This is a genomic window from Agrobacterium sp. BT-220-3 (assembly GCF_025910175.1).
Taxonomy (GTDB): Bacteria; Pseudomonadota; Alphaproteobacteria; order Rhizobiales; family Rhizobiaceae; genus Agrobacterium; species Agrobacterium oryzihabitans.
Window position 1 is genome coordinate 1242192 of sequence record NZ_JAPAIX010000001.1, and the last position, 14845, is coordinate 1257036.

Sequence of the window (14845 nt, forward strand, 5' to 3'; positions counted from 1 at the left end):
CTCCGTGACTAGAAAAATTCGATGTCGTTGGCGACGGGTTTGGGCGCCGGCACCGGACGCGTTTCCATCGCAACCGTCTTCTGGGTTTCCGCGCCGCTCAGCGGATGCTGTCGCGCACGACCGGAGACCGGCCAGAACTCGATCTTGCGGCCATGCTCCCCGCCCGTGGAGGAGCTTATGACCGGAATACCTTCATCCTTCAGAAACTGCATGGCGAAGATGGCATTCTGCTCGCCGACATTGGAGAAGCTGGCGATCGTCTTTGCGCCGCCGAAAACCTTCGCCTCCAGCCGGTCGCGGCGGGCGCCCTTCTTCAGAAGGCCGTTGATCAGCAATTCCATGAGATGCACGCCATAACGCGTCGCATCTCCACCGGTCACATTGCCCGTTCCCGGCAGCAGGAAGTGGTTCATTCCTCCGAGGCCGGCAACGGGGTCTCTCAGACAGGCGGCCACGCACGAACCGAGTATCGTCGTCAGAACCACGTCGGGATCGCTGATGACCTTGTACTCGCCCTGAATGATATGTACGCGCTTGGCCGCAGTTTCAATCATTTCAGCGATCCGAAAACCGCCTCGATGGCTGCACGCATCTTGTCGATGGTGAAGGGCTTGGCGAGCACGTTGTTGGCGCCGAGCTGGGCTGCCTTCTGCACCAGCGCGCGGTCACCCTGCGCGGTGAGGATGATGAAGGCGGCCTTCTTGGTGGTCGGGTTGGCCCGCACGGCGTGCAGGAAACCAAGACCGTCCATCTTCGGCATGTTGAAGTCGGAGATGACGAGATGATGGGGCTGCTGCTCCATGATCTTCAATCCCTGCTCGCCATCGCCAGCGGCAGTGATCTGCTTGAAGCCAAGCTGTGTCAGCGCATCGCTGAGGAGCAGCCGGCTGGTCACCTGATCGTCAACGATCAGAACTTTGATCTTTTCTGCGAGAGACATTAGTCAGCACCTTCTTTACGGGCAGTGGTTAGTTTCAGGATTTCTTCGCCGATGGAGGCCAACGGCAATTGCTGTTCCACGGCGCCAAGCTCATAGGCCACACGCGGCATGCCGTAGACGACACATGTTTTTTCGTTCTGGCCGACCGTGCGTGCGCCGGCATGGCGCATTTTCAGCAGCCCGGCCGCACCATCGCGGCCCATACCTGTGAGAATGACGCCGACGGCGTTGCGGCCGGCAAGCTCGGCCACCGAATCGAACAGCACATCGACGGAGGGGCGATGGCCATTGACCGGATCGCGCTCGACCAGGCGGCAGCAGGGTGCGGCGCGATTGGCGATCTGCAGATGACGTTCGCCGCCCGGCGCAAGGTAGATCTTGCCGGTCTGGAGGCGTGCACCGTCCGTCGCCTCTTCCACGACGGGTGCGCAGATGCGGTTCAGCCTTTCCGCGAAACTCTTGGTAAAGGTCGGCGGCATGTGCTGGGTGATGACGGTCGGCGGGCAATTGGCCGGAAACTTCTGGAGCACGGCGATCAACGCCTCGACACCGCCCGTGGAGGAGCCGATGGCCACGACCTTGCGGCCGGCGCGGTAATCGCTGACCGGGGTCGGCTGCGGGGCGGCAACGGTTTCGGGGCGCGCCGCGCGATAGGCCGCGTGCTGCGAGCGGGCAGCCGCCTTTACCTTGTCGGCAAGGTCACCGAAGGGGCGGGCATCGCCCGGAGCCGGTTTGCCGACGCAGTCAAAGGCGCCGATTTCAAGGGCTGCGAGCGAGGCATCCGCGCCGCGATGTGTCAAGGACGAGACCATGATGACCGGCATTGGCCGCAGTCGCATGATCTTTTCGAGAAACTCGAGACCGTTCATCTCCGGCATCTCGATATCGAGCGTCACGACATCGGGATTGAGCTGCTTGATGGCGGCGCGCGCCTCCATGGCGTTGCCGGCCTGGCCCACCACCTCGACCTCCGGATCAGCCTTGAGGACGGCCGAAATCAGGCCGCGCATGGTTGGGGAATCATCGACGACGAGTACCCGTGCGAGTGCGCTCATGCCTTCCTCCCGGATGCGTGACCAATGAAGCGGTAGGTGGTGATGCCCGTATTATCGAACAGGTTCTTTGCATCACCGGACACGCGTTCGGAATGCCCGATATAAAGATGGCCGCCTTCCGGCAGCAGCCCGGCGAAGCGTGACCAGATTCGCATCTGGGTCGGCTCGTCGAAATAGATGACGACGTTGCGGCAGAAGATAACGTCGAAATTGCCCTTGAAGGGCCATTGCGTCATCAGGTTCAGTTCGTTGAACGTGATGAGGCGCTTGACCTTGTCGTCGATGCGGAACTTGCGGCGACCGCCGGCATCGACTTCCGTGAACCATTGCTTGCGCATGGCGGGGGAGACGGTTTCCAGCGCATTGTCGTCGTAAATGCCGGCGCGGGCCTGCGCCAGTATCTTCGGATCGATATCCGTCGCCAGGATCTTGAAATCGTAATCCGCCGCATTCGGAAACATGGCGAGCACGGTGAGCGCGATCGAATAGGGCTCCTGCCCGTCGGAACAGGCCGCAGACCAGATGCGGACGCGCCCGCCGGATTTCGCCCGCGCGATGAGGCCCGGCAGGACCTCGTCCCGCAGATGTTCGAAATGATGGTTCTCGCGGAAGAAGCGGGTGAAATTCGTCGTCAGATGCGACAGCATTTCGCGCCGCGCCTGCGCGCCCTCGGGCGAGGACACCAATGCGCAATATTCTCGGAAGCCCGACAGGCCGAGATTGCGGATGTGCTTTGACAGGCGGGAATAGACCAGCGACGCCTTGGTGTCGTTGAGATAAATGCCCGCATCCGCGTAGATCATCGCAGCGATCTCCGACAGATCGCGCCTCGACAGTGGATATTCGCCGCTGGCAAGGACGTCGTCGGGAGACTGGCGCTGGTCGCTGAGATTAAGTGCTGCCATGGATGTTCCGCTTTCAACCTGTCGCCGCAAGCGACATTTCCTGCTTCAGGGGCTGTCCGCGCGAGGCGCTGACGATGGCATCGACATCCAGAATGAGCGCAACGCGTCCGTCACCCAGAATGGTGGCGGCGGCAATGCCCGGAACATGGGTATAGTTGGCTTCCAACGACTTGATGACAACCTGGCGCTGACCCTGGATCGCATCAACCATCAGGGCACGCTGGCCGCCGCCTTCCGATTCCACCAGAAGGGCGACGCCTTCGACCGGATCGGCCTGGGTCGGGCGGAAGTTCAGAACGCGTCCGACATCGACCAGCGGGCAGAAGGAGTTGCGGATGGAGATCAGCCGCTGGTTGGCGCCGAAGGAGTGAATGTTCTTCGCTTCCGGCTGCAGGGTTTCCACGATTGCCGTCAACGGAACGACAAGTGTCTGCCCGGCCACCGTCACCACCATGCCGTCGAGAACGGCAAGCGTCAGCGGCAGGCTCATGGTGAAGGTTGAACCATGGCCGGGGCGCGAGGAAATGTTGATGCGGCCGCCAAGCGCCTGAATGGAACGCTTGACCACATCCATGCCGACGCCACGGCCGGAAATGTCGGAAATCTTGTCCGCCGTGGAGAAGCCCGGAGCGAAGATCAGATTGTCGATTTCTTCATCGGTCAGGTTCGCATCGGCGGCGATGAGATCGTTGTCGATCGCCTTCTGGCGAACGCGCTCGCGGTTGATGCCCGCGCCATCGTCCTGAAGCTCGATCAGGATACGGCCCGAGCGGTGCTTGGCCGAAAGCTTGATGGTGCCTTCCGGGTTCTTGCCCGCCGCTTCGCGTTTTTCCGGCGTTTCGATACCGTGGTCGACGGCATTGCGGATCATGTGGGTCAAAGGTTCGGCCAGCTTGTCGATGACCGTCTTGTCGACTTCCGTGTTCTCGCCTTCGGTGACGAGGCGGATCTGCTTGCCGATCATGTCGGCGACTTCGCGGACGATACGCGACATGCGCTGGAACACCGGCTTGACCGGCTGCGCGCGGATCGCCATGACGCTGTCCTGAATTTCGCGCGTCAGTTGCTGGAGTTCGTCGAGACCCATATTGACGGCGGACGTGCCGCTGGCATCGTTTTCGATGACGCTCTGCGACAGCATCGCCTGATTGATGACAAGCTCGCCGACGAGGTTGATGAGGCGATCGACACGGTCGAGATCGACACGGATGGTCTGGCCGGCACTTGCATTGGCCGCGGCATTGGCGTTCGCCTGGGCGGCGGCGGGGGCTGCTGCCGCCTCGCGCTTTTCGATGGCGGCATTGACGCTCTGGGCGATCTGGGTGGTTGCGACGGCCGCCTCGACGGCTGCGGCAACGAAAGGTTCTTCCGCCGCGACGGCTTCGACGGCAGGTTCTTCGTCCGGCCCGCTATCGAGAGCCGAGAGATCGAACGGAACCGGGATCATCGGAAGCTCTTCCTCATCCGCGGCAGCATCCGACACAACGGGGGTGATTTCGAGGTCGCAATCCCATTCGGCGAATTCGAAAACGCTGCGGATACCTTCCTCGCCCTTGTCGGTCGTGATCGAAACCGTCCAGGAGAGATAGGAGGCTTCGGGATCGAGCTTGTCGAGCGAAGGCAGCGCTGACATGTCGCAATTGATGCTCATCTCGCCGATGCGCGAAAGATCGCGCAGGAGAAGGGCTGCTTCATTGCCTTTCGAATAAAGCGATGCATGCGGCTTGAACGCGATCTGGAAGGACGGTGCTTCCATCAACGGCGTGGTTTCGTCGGCAAAGTCCGAGAAGGAGAATGGGATTGGCTCGAAACCGCTCTCGTCCGTCGGCTTGGGCGCGACGGGTTCAGGCATCTTCGCAGCAGCTGGCGCTGCTACTGCTGCGGAAACCTGGATGGTTTCCCCGTTTGCCAGCGCTTCCAGTTCCTTGACGAGGCCACGGGTGCGGCTTTCATCGACGCTGCCGCCGTCTCTCGCCGCATTGGTCAGGTCCGCCAGCACGTCGGCGGAGCGCAGCATGACTTTCAGGACGTCCTGTGTCGGCTCCAGCTTGTTGGAACGGACGCAGTCGAGGGTCGTTTCAAAAACGTGGGCGAAGGCCACGAGATCATCGAGACCGAAGGCACCCGCCCCGCCCTTGATGGAATGAACGGCACGGAAAACGGCATTGACGGTTTCCGGATCACGGTCGCCGTCATTCAATTTAAGAAGCCCCGATTCCAGTTCAGCGAGCTGCTCCTCGCATTCCTGGAAAAAGATTTCCTTGATTTCGTTCATATCCATCGTGAAATGTCCCGTATCAGGCGGTTACGCGTTCAATGGCATCTATGAGTTTTGCAGGGTCGAACGGCTTGACGATCCAGCCTGTCGCACCGGCCTGACGGGCGCGGTTCTTCTTCTCTGCATCGCTTTCGGTCGTCAGGACGAGGATCGGTATGGCGCGGTATTTTTCATTGCGCCGCACACCCTCGATGAAGCCGAAACCGTCGAGACGGGGCATATTGATATCAGTCACGATGACATCGGGGTTGCTCTGCTCGAGCACTTCGAGACCTTCGATGCCGTCTTCGGCCTGAATGGTCTCGAAACCGGCATTGTTGAGCGTGACCAGGAGCATGTTCCTGATCGTCCGGGAATCATCCACGGTCAGAACTTTTTTCTTCACTTTTGCATCTCCTTCAGGAGCAAATGATCGATATCGACGCCTATCAGTTTCATGGTCTTGTCGAATGCATCGGACACCTTGGCAAAACCGAACCGCTTGCCATCCTCTTCCCAGGATTTCGCGCCGGCCATGAGGACCTGGACGCAAAGTGCTCCGATACGCTCAACCTCCGACGCATCGACCGACAACGGTGCTCCCCTCAGCGTCATCAGCTTGCCGTGCAGCGCCGATGCCTCGTTGAGATCCAGCACCGGTGACAGTTTCAGCGTCGCCTCAGCTGCTTTTCTGGCTGCCATTACATGACTCCTTGGCGTCTGAATTGTTGGTAATCCTGGCCGTAATCCGTGCGGTTATGCGCACGGGCCATAAATGATGAGTGCGGCCGATCCGCACCGGCGGCGGCAGCGAAATGTTCCTGACGGGCAATATGGAATGCGCGGATGGTGCGGCCGAGTTCCAGAATGACGGTATGAAGCGTGTCGGCCTCGGATGCGCCCGCGCCGATATCGGCGACGATCCGGCCCGCCTGCCTCTCCTGCTCGCCAATATCGGCGGCGACGGATTGCAGTTCGCCGGCCTGCGCGGCAGTGTGCCGGGAGACCTCAGCGATCATCTCGTTGATACCCGACACCTGCCGGACGACCCCGCCGATTGCTTCCTGCGTGCGGTTCACCATGCGCACGCCGCCCTCGACCTGTGTCTTCGTGGTGCCGACAAGGCTCTTGATCTCTCTTGCCGCATCGGCGGAACGCTGGGCGAGCGCCCGGACTTCCTGCGCGACGACGGCAAAACCGCGTCCGCTGTCCCCGGCTCGCGCCGCCTCGATGCCTGCATTGAGGGCGAGAAGGTTCGTCTGAAAAGCAATCTCGTCGATCGTGCCGATGATCCTGCCGATCTGTTCGGCGGATTGCTCGATATCGGACATGGCGTCGATCGCCTCGCCGATCGCCTTGCCGCTTTCGACTGCCGACTCACGGGCACGGGTAACGGCCGTTTCCGCCGCCGATATGCGCGCGCCGTTTTCAGCCACGGTCCCTATCATCGCCTGGATGGCGCGGGAGGTTTCGGCAAGGGCTGCGGCCTGCTGGCTGGAACGTTCCGCCATGGAACGACCAATCTCGGCAAAACGTGCGCTCAGCGCCTCGGCCTCGCCGATGCTGTTTTGCGCCGATATCAGCGAGGTGCCGATCGTTTCGAGCGCCGCATTAAAGGAGACAGCAACGTCCGCGTAAGCCTCAGGCACATTGCCACCGATGCGGGCCTGCAAGTTCCCTGCGGCAAAGGCTGTCAGCGCCTCGCCCAGCAGGCTTGCCGCTTCGGAGCGGTCGCTGTCGCGCTGTTCCGCCAGTTCCCGGCCATGGCGCAGGCGCAATTCATTAAAGCGCAGCGACACGGCGATCTCGGTATCGACCATCACCAGACGGACGACGTTCTTCACGACTTCCGCCAGCTCGCAGCTTTTCCTGCGATTACCGGGAAGGATGGAACGCGGGGCGTGCTCGGTCACCAGCCCGCCGAGCAGATGTTCCAGAACGATCGCCTGGCTGGCAATCTGCCAGCGCGGGTCGAGGCCCATGCGGCTGGCATTGTCGGAAAGAACCTTTACCCGCTCGGCATAAAGCGCATCGAAGCGCGCATCGGTCAAAACGCTCCAATGCGAGGATTGCAGATCGTGCAGGCGGTTGAGCTGGTTTTCGCTTTCGAAAGACGGCGAACAGTCCGGCATGGACTGGAAACGATTCATCACGTCACGCAGGCCCGCCTTGACGTAGGGTTCCAGCATGCCGCGATAATTGCGCAGGAAATCGGATTGCGTCTCATCAAGGCCGGCAAAGCGCAGCCGCCCCGCCAGGCTTCCGCCTGCCGATCTGCGCGCTTGATCTGATGGCAAGTCCTGCCCCAACCGACGTCCCCAATAACATGACGGCCGGTAAAACCCGGCCAATTGGCCAAGGTTCAGAACGCCAGCACCCTAAGGGGGGATTTTTGAACGAACATACCCATCGCGGACGATGCGGCATCGACGCTTGCCTGACCTTCTTGAACCAAGAAACGAAATACCGGATCGGCACCGGTACGGCAGTGCGGCGTCATGCCTGGAAGGGGAGAGAACCCCATTCCGCCGTGGAAATACCATCAATCTTTATGGTTAATTCCTTGCTTGAAAGTTAAGAAACATAAGCATCGGCGTCAAACGGTAAAATTTGTAAAAGCTTTTAGCCATTGTCGCCCTCACTTTGCCGCAAACGGGCAAAAACGAAAAGGAATCGGACGCTGCGGGCGGATTTTCCGGCCTGTGCGCTGGACAAGCGTGTCCGCCTTCCCCTAAAACAAATCAACGGGATATTCGCTCAGCGGTGATGCTTTAAAGAGACCTTTACGATCAAGGAGATGCCAACTTGTTATGGATGGAGAAATGCCGCTTTTCAGGCCGCCATCCGCAAGTGTTGATCGGCCTCGTGGTCGCAAGCCTGCTCGTCATGATCGGCTTTCAGGCGCCTTCCGGCGTCAAGACAATCTCGAAGGCCAGCCGTCTGGAACGTTTGCAGACGGTGGATCTCGGCCGATCCCCTTCTCTTCGCGACAAAGAATGCACAAGCGGCAGTGATTTCGGCTGCAAGGCCGGCGACGCCGGTTCGGGCTTTCGCCTCAGCGATTTCGCCTCATCCACCCTGCGGATAACGCCAGAAGCCAGGCCGGCGGTCACACCTGTTGCCGTCGTGCCACAAGCTTTCCGAGACTTTGCGAGCGTGGTTCCAAGAGCGCCCCCGCATATTATCTATTAGTCATTCCGGCGGTCCTCATCATTCGGTTCATCATGAACCTTGAGGGATCGGAGTCGTCGGAAACCCGCCGTAGGCTCCAATTCCAGAGAGAAAACCGCCGCCGCATATGACACTTGCAACCATTCTTCCATTTATTGTCGCATTGCCGTTCGTCGGCGCTCTCCTGACGGCTTTCATGCCGCGCGATGGTGCGGCGGCCGGTCCGGCCTCTGTCGCCGGCGCTGTCGCCCTCTTCGGTCTTGTCGCCAGCATGTTTCTTTATTCGACCGTCAGTGGCGGCGGGGCGCTGAAATATGATGTGGAATGGCTGCCGCAGCTGGGGCTTAATTTCACCCTTCGGCTGGACGGATTTGCCTGGATCTTCGCGATCCTCATTACCGGCATCGGCCTGCTCGTGGTCCTCTACGCCCGGTACTACATGTCCGCAGAAGACCCGATCCCGCGTTTCTTCGCCTTTCTGCTCGCCTTCATGGGCTCGATGCTGGGCGTCGTCCTCTCCGGCAATGTCATCCTGCTGTCGATCTTCTGGGAAATGACGAGCATCTTCTCATTCCTGCTGATCGGCTACTGGCACCAGAACGCCGGTGCCCGCGACGGCGCGCGCATGGCGCTGACCGTGACCGGTATCGGTGGCTTCAGCTTGCTTGCCGGACTGCTCATCCTCGGTCACATGGCGGGCAGCTACGATCTCGACAAGATCATCGAGGCCGGTGCCGATATCCGCGCCCATTCTCTATATCTGCCGGCACTTATCCTCATTCTCGGCGGCGCGCTGACGAAGAGCGCGCAGTTTCCGTTCCATTTCTGGCTGCCCAACGCCATGGCAGCGCCAACGCCCGTTTCCGCCTATCTGCATTCGGCAACCATGGTGAAAGCAGGCGTCTTCCTGCTCGCGCGGTTCTGGCCCGTGCTGGCGGGCACGCCGGAATGGTTCTGGCTGGTAGGCGTGGCCGGCGTCATCACACTGCTGCTCGGCGCTTATTTCGCCATGTTCCAGCAGGACCTGAAAGGTTTGCTCGCCTATTCCACCATCAGCCACCTCGGGCTCATTACCACGCTGCTCAGCCTCGGCAGCCCGCTTGCGGCGGTTGCGGCGATCTTCCACATGGTCAACCACGCCACTTTCAAGGCATCGCTTTTCATGGCGGCGGGCATCATCGACCATGAAACCGGCACCCGCGACATGCGGCGACTGAGCGGGCTCTATACCTATATGCCGGCAACCGCCACGCTCGCCATGGCGGCCAGCGCGGCCATGGCCGGCGTACCCCTGTTCAACGGCTTCCTTTCCAAGGAAATGTTCTTTGCCGAAGCCGTCGAGACCCATGCCGATTCGCTGCTGGACCGGGCCCTGCCCTATGTCGCGACGCTGTCGGGCGCATTCGCCGTCGCCTATTCGCTGCGCTTCATTCACACGGTCTTCTTCGGCCCCAAGCCCGTTGACCTGCCGAACCCCAATCCGCACGAGCCGCCGCGCTGGATGCGTTTCCCGATCGAGTTCCTGGTTTTCGCCTGCCTCATCGTGGGCATCGTTCCGAGCCTGTCGATCGGCCCGTTCCTGCATTCGGCCGTGCTTTCCGTTCTCGGTCCGCAGACGCCCGTTTACAGCCTGTCGATCTGGCACGGTTTCAACCTGCCGCTCATCATGAGTATCGCGGCACTTATCGGCGGCGTTACCATCTATGTCCTGCTCGGCGGTTATTTCTCGCGTTGCGACGACGGTCCGCCGGTCTTCCGGCATTTGCGAGGACAGCGCATCTTCGAGCGCATTCTCGTCACCGTGTCCTGGAAGTGGGCGCGGTGGCTGGAAAGCAGGCTCGGCACGCGGCGTCTGCAGCCGCAGCTGAGACTCCTCATCCTCGTGGCGCTTCTTGCCGGTTTCTCACCCCTGTTCCTTTCGGAATTCTCCCTGTCGCTGCCGCGCGTAACAACCTTCGATCCGATCTTTGCCATTCTCTGGCTGATCGGCATGATCGCCGCGATGGGCGCCGCCTGGCAGGCGAAATATCATCGCCTCGCCGCCCTCGTCATGCTTGGTGTCTCGGGTCTCGTCACCTGCCTTACCTTCGTCTGGCTATCCGCGCCGGATCTCGCAATCACCCAGCTGCTGGTCGAAATCGTCACCACGGTTCTCATCCTGCTCGGTCTCAGATGGCTGCCAAAACGCTTCGAGAAGGTCGACAGCAGCGACGAGTTGCCGGCGCAGCTTCGCCGCGCGCGTGACTTCCTGCTGGCCGCCGCAAGCGGCATCGGCATGTCCGTCATCGCCTATGCGGTCATGACCCTGCCCGTTCCGAACGCCATCGCGACCTATTTCCTTGAGCGCGCCTATTCGGAAGGCGGCGGCACCAATGTCGTCAACGTCATCCTCGTCGATTTCCGTGGCTTCGATACCTTCGGAGAAATCGCGGTGCTGGCCATCGTGGCGCTCACCGTCTTTGCGCTGCTTCGCCGTTTCCGCCCCGCGCATGAAAGCATCGGGGTGCCGGAACAACAGCAGATGCAAAACGCCTTCGATGCCGAGCGCCCGGATCGTAGCAAGGGCGATACGGTCCGCGATTATCTCTATGTGCCATCGATCGTGATGCAGTGGATGTTCCCCGTCATCATCACCTTCGCGATCTTCCTGTTCATGCGCGGCCACGACATGCCGGGCGGCGGCTTTGCAGCCGGCATTACCATGGCGATCGCCTTCCTGCTGCAGTATCTCGCCGGCGGCGCGCGCTGGGCGGAGGATCGCATCCGCATCCTGCCACTGCGCTGGATGGGCTTTGGCCTCTTGATGGCGGCGTCAACGGGTATCGGCTCCTGGTATTTCGGCTACCCGTTCCTGACCTCCTATTTCCAGTATACGGAGATACCCTATATCGGCAAAATGCCGACGGCATCGGCCCTGCTGTTCGACCTCGGCGTCTTCTCGCTGGTCGTCGGCTCCACCGTTCTTATTCTCATAGCACTGGCACACCAATCGTTGCGCAACTACCGCGTTCGCACGCCTGAAGCCGCAAAAGCGGAGGACGTGTAATGGAACTCATTCTTGCAATCGGCATCGGCATCATGACCGGCTCCGGCGTGTGGCTGGTGCTTCGCCCGCGCACCTATCAGGTCATCGTCGGGCTTTCACTGCTGTCTTATGCCGTCAACCTCTTCATCTTCGGTGTCGGCGGCATCAAGACCAATGCGCCACCGGTTCTGGTCGATGGCGTTGACAGTTCGACGCTGGCGGACCCTGTGCCGCAGGCCCTGGTGCTGACGGCGATCGTCATCGGCTTTGCGACGACGGCGCTGTTCCTCGTCGTGCTGCTTGCCGCGCGCGGCCTGACCGGCACCGACCATGTGGACGGGAGGGAGACGAAATGATGTCGTTCCCCTTCCACATCGTCATCGCCCCCATTCTGGTGCCGCTGATCACCGCTGCGCTCCTGCTGTTCTTCGATGAGCGCCAGCGTGTCGCGAAAGCCGCCATCAGCCTTGCCTCGACCGTCATATTGCTCGGCGTCGCCATCCTGCTGTTCCGCGAGGTGAATTCGACGGTCAATACAGAGATTGCGGCGGTGGTTTCGAGCGGTGTCTATCTGCTCGGCAACTGGCCGGCGCCCTTCGGCATCGTGCTCGTTGCCGACCGGCTTTCCGGGCTGATGGTGCTTCTGACGGCGCTGCTTGCCATTCCCTCGCTGATCTATTCGATGGCGAAATGGCACAAGGCAGGCGCCCATTTCCATTCGCTGTTCCAGATGATGCTGATGGGCGTCAACGGTGCGTTTCTCACCGGCGACCTCTTCAACCTCTTCGTTTTCTTCGAAGTGATGCTGGCGGCTTCCTATGGCCTTTTGCTGCATGGTTCCGGTCAGCAGCGCGTCAAGGCCGGACTGCATTACATCGCCATCAACCTCGTCGCGGCGCTGTTCTTCCTCATCGGCGTCAGCCTCATCTATGGCGTCACCGGCACGCTGAACATGGGTGACCTTGCCCACCGTATCGAAGGCCTCAACCCGGACCAGCGCATGCTGCTGGAAACCGGTGCTGCGGTTCTCGGCATCGCCTTTCTGGTCAAGGCCGGCATGTGGCCGCTCAATTTCTGGCTGCCTTCCGCCTATGGCGCGGCTTCGGCCCCGGTTGGCGGGCTGTTTGCGATCATGAGCAAGGTCGGCATTTACGTCATCGCCCGCCTGTCCTTCCTGCTTTTCGGGCAGACGGCCGGCGAATCCGCCGGTTTTGGCCATGATGCCCTGCTTGTCGGCGGCATCGCCACCATCATCTTCGGGGCCATCGGCGTTCTGGCATCGCAGGCGCTTGGCCGGCTGGCCGGGTTTTCGGTTCTGGTATCGTCGGGAACGCTTCTCGCCGCCATGGGCACAGGCAACCCGACGGTGGCGGCCGGCGCGCTCTATTATCTCGTCAGTTCCACGCTCACCATCAGCGCCTTCTTCATGCTGATCGAACTCGTCGAACGCGGGCAGGATGCGGGCGCGAACGTTCTTGCCGTCACCATGGAAGCCTATGGCGAGGGCGAAGATGAGGAGGAGGAAGAGGAAGTCGGCGTGACCATGCCCGGCACCATGGCGGTGCTCGGCGCTTGTTTTGCAGCCTGCGGCATTCTTTTGGCCGGCCTGCCGCCGCTCTCGGGCTTCATCGCCAAATTCTCCATGCTGACCGCCATTCTCAATCCTTCCGGGCTCGGCGCCAATGACAGCGTCTCCACGCTTTCCTGGTGGCTTGTCTTCCTGATCGTCTTTGCCGGTTTCGCCTCGCTGATCTCGATGACGCGTGCGGGCATCCGCACCTTCTGGGCCTCCATTGAAGGCACGGTGCCGCGCGTTCTCGTCATCGAAATCGCACCGATCATGCTGCTGCTCGGCCTGACACTTGCCATGACCGTGCAGGCCGGGCCGGTGATGCGCTACATGCAGGAGACGGCACGTATTCTCGATCTGCCGGCGAGCTACATTCAGGGCGTCATTTCCGCACCGAGGGCGGGAAGCAATCCGGAGGCGCAGCCATGATGAGCCGTGTTCTGCCCTACCCGCTGCTGACGGTCTCGCTGATCTTCTTCTGGATGACGATCAACAGTTTTTCGCCGGGACATCTGCTGCTCGGCACCTGTGTGGCCCTCATCGCCTCCTGGGCGATGGCGTCGCTCAGGCCCGCGAAACCGCGCATCCGCAACTGGCACAAGCTCGTCAAGCTGATTGCCATCGTGCTTTACGACATCATCCGGTCTAATATTTCGGTCGTGAGGATCATTCTGTTCCAGCGCGAAAGAGACCGCAAATCCGGTTTCCTTGCCGTCCCGCTCGAGATTCGCGATCCGATGGGGCTTGCCGTTCTGGCAACGATCCTCACCTCTACACCCGGAAGCGCCTGGCTCGAATATAATTCCAGCCAGGGCACGCTTCTCCTTCACGTTCTCGATGACGTCGATGAGGCGGCCTGGATAAGCCTCATCAAAAACCGATATGAAAAACTGCTGATGGAGATATTCGAATGAGTTCGATTATCCTTTTCTGGTCCTTTTCGCTTGCGCAGCTGATGCTGGCCATCGCCATGACGATCTCCGTCTACCGCATCGCCATAGGCCCGCGGGCCCAGGACCGGGTGCTGGGCATTGATACGCTCTACGTCAACGCGATGCTGCTTCTCCTGACCTTCGGCCTGCGCACCGGCAACGACATCTATTTCGAGGCCTCGCTGCTCATCGCAATCCTCGGCTTCGTCTCCACCGTTGCCCTTTCCAAATTCATGATGCGTGGCGAGGTGATCGAATGAGCAATGCCGCAGAATTCCCGCTCTGGGCCGCCATTGCCGTGGCGTTCTTCGTACTCCTCGGCGCCTCGCTGACGCTGATCGGCACGATTGGCTTTGCCAAGCTCAACAGCTTCTATGAGCGCCTGCATGCGCCCACACTCGGCACCAGCTGGGGCACCGGCGGCATCGTCATGGCCTCGATCATCTATTTCTCCGTCTCCGGCGACCGCTTCGCCTTCCACGAGATCTTCATCGGCATCTTCGTGACGGTGACGACACCGGTGTCGCTGATGCTGCTGGGGCGTGCGGCGCTCTATCGGGACCGGGCGGAGCAGAATACGGATAATCGGGAGCATCTGTAATTCGATTGGGTTAAGGCCGTCTCGGAATAATGACCTTGCGAAAAGTGAAGAAGATTCTTCTACTTCGGAGCACCTTAATTCCATTCGCGATATCCGACTTACGGGCCGGAATTTCATGGGTCCAGCCGTAGCGAGGACACGTTTCAGCACGATTACTGAAAGCCAAAATTTTCGTTGCGCAACTTCGTTAGCTATTCGCCGGATAGCATACGCACTCGTTGACATTTTTTTTGCCTCGCGATCAACCTCATTTTCAAAAGTATCTCACGTAGGACGATAAGGAGGACGACGAAACACTCAACTAGGCGAAAAATCCAATTGAGAAAAATCAGTAAACTAATAAATAATTGAAATAGCTTAAATAATTACTGAAGAGGCCCTTAGCTCTT

General features: G+C 60.3%; 15 protein-coding genes. 7 read left to right on the plus strand and 8 right to left on the minus strand.

The genetic code is table 11. The features are described from left to right. Positions 1–8: 8 nt before the first annotated feature. Genes cheD through OK142_RS06325 form a run of 8 tightly spaced genes read right to left on the minus strand, consistent with a single transcriptional unit; the run spans position 9 to position 7466 of the window. The gene (gene cheD, locus OK142_RS06290; protein ID WP_498681635.1) at positions 9–554 is read right to left on the minus strand and encodes a chemoreceptor glutamine deamidase CheD; all 546 of its coding nucleotides are present in this window, start codon (positions 552–554) and stop codon (positions 9–11) included. After that, positions 551–940: a chemotaxis response regulator CheY2 gene (gene cheY2, locus OK142_RS06295; RefSeq protein WP_003493781.1), complete on the minus strand. Its 390-nt coding sequence runs from the start codon at positions 938–940 to the stop codon at positions 551–553. Before cheY2 ends, cheD begins: the two co-directional genes overlap by 4 nt. Continuing rightward, positions 940–1995, minus strand: a complete 1056-nt coding sequence (cheB, locus tag OK142_RS06300; protein ID WP_082183696.1) for a protein-glutamate O-methylesterase CheB — start codon at positions 1993–1995, stop codon at positions 940–942. The genes cheY2 and cheB overlap by 1 nt, the downstream gene beginning before the upstream one ends. Beyond that, positions 1992–2900 (minus strand): protein-glutamate O-methyltransferase CheR, encoded by a 909-nt coding sequence (gene cheR, locus OK142_RS06305; RefSeq protein WP_082183695.1) that lies wholly within the window; start codon positions 2898–2900, stop codon positions 1992–1994. The genes cheB and cheR overlap by 4 nt, the downstream gene beginning before the upstream one ends. Before the next feature lie 13 nt (positions 2901–2913). Further along, complete coding sequence (locus OK142_RS06310) at positions 2914–5181, minus strand: chemotaxis protein CheA (RefSeq protein WP_498681638.1); 2268 nt, start codon at positions 5179–5181, stop codon at positions 2914–2916. 16 nt (positions 5182–5197) lie between these two features. Next, entirely contained in the window at positions 5198–5563 is a 366-nt protein-coding gene (gene cheY1 / locus OK142_RS06315) for a chemotaxis response regulator CheY1 (RefSeq protein ID WP_003493773.1), read from the minus strand. Further along, on the minus strand, positions 5560–5859 hold the full coding sequence (locus OK142_RS06320; RefSeq protein WP_216330690.1) for an STAS domain-containing protein: 300 nt from the start codon (positions 5857–5859) through the stop codon (positions 5560–5562). Before OK142_RS06320 ends, cheY1 begins: the two co-directional genes overlap by 4 nt. Continuing rightward, positions 5859–7466, minus strand: coding sequence for a globin-coupled sensor protein (locus OK142_RS06325; RefSeq protein ID WP_498681640.1), 1608 nt, complete (start codon positions 7464–7466; stop codon positions 5859–5861). Before OK142_RS06325 ends, OK142_RS06320 begins: the two co-directional genes overlap by 1 nt. 505 nt (positions 7467–7971) lie before the next feature. Between OK142_RS06325 and OK142_RS06330 the strand changes: the two genes are divergently transcribed. The 7 genes from OK142_RS06330 to mnhG all read left to right on the plus strand — a co-directional run bounded on the left by OK142_RS06330 (position 7972) and on the right by mnhG (position 14456). After that, positions 7972–8349, plus strand: a complete 378-nt coding sequence (locus OK142_RS06330) for a hypothetical protein (protein ID WP_003493767.1) — start codon at positions 7972–7974, stop codon at positions 8347–8349. Positions 8350–8455: 106 nt separating this feature from the next. After that, positions 8456–11374 (plus strand): monovalent cation/H+ antiporter subunit A, encoded by a 2919-nt coding sequence (locus OK142_RS06335; RefSeq protein WP_498681642.1) that lies wholly within the window; start codon positions 8456–8458, stop codon positions 11372–11374. Then, entirely contained in the window at positions 11374–11709 is a 336-nt protein-coding gene (locus OK142_RS06340) for a Na+/H+ antiporter subunit C (RefSeq protein WP_137037070.1), read from the plus strand. Before OK142_RS06335 ends, OK142_RS06340 begins: the two co-directional genes overlap by 1 nt. Beyond that, the gene (locus tag OK142_RS06345) at positions 11706–13352 is read left to right on the plus strand and encodes a monovalent cation/H+ antiporter subunit D (RefSeq protein ID WP_216330688.1); all 1647 of its coding nucleotides are present in this window, start codon (positions 11706–11708) and stop codon (positions 13350–13352) included. The genes OK142_RS06340 and OK142_RS06345 overlap by 4 nt, the downstream gene beginning before the upstream one ends. Next, the gene (locus tag OK142_RS06350; RefSeq protein ID WP_216330687.1) at positions 13349–13837 is read left to right on the plus strand and encodes a Na+/H+ antiporter subunit E; all 489 of its coding nucleotides are present in this window, start codon (positions 13349–13351) and stop codon (positions 13835–13837) included. Before OK142_RS06345 ends, OK142_RS06350 begins: the two co-directional genes overlap by 4 nt. Further along, entirely contained in the window at positions 13834–14115 is a 282-nt protein-coding gene (locus OK142_RS06355) for a K+/H+ antiporter subunit F (protein ID WP_003493758.1), read from the plus strand. The genes OK142_RS06350 and OK142_RS06355 overlap by 4 nt, the downstream gene beginning before the upstream one ends. Further along, on the plus strand, positions 14112–14456 hold the full coding sequence (gene mnhG / locus OK142_RS06360; protein ID WP_313617428.1) for a monovalent cation/H(+) antiporter subunit G: 345 nt from the start codon (positions 14112–14114) through the stop codon (positions 14454–14456). Before OK142_RS06355 ends, mnhG begins: the two co-directional genes overlap by 4 nt. Positions 14457–14845: the final 389 nt, after the last annotated feature.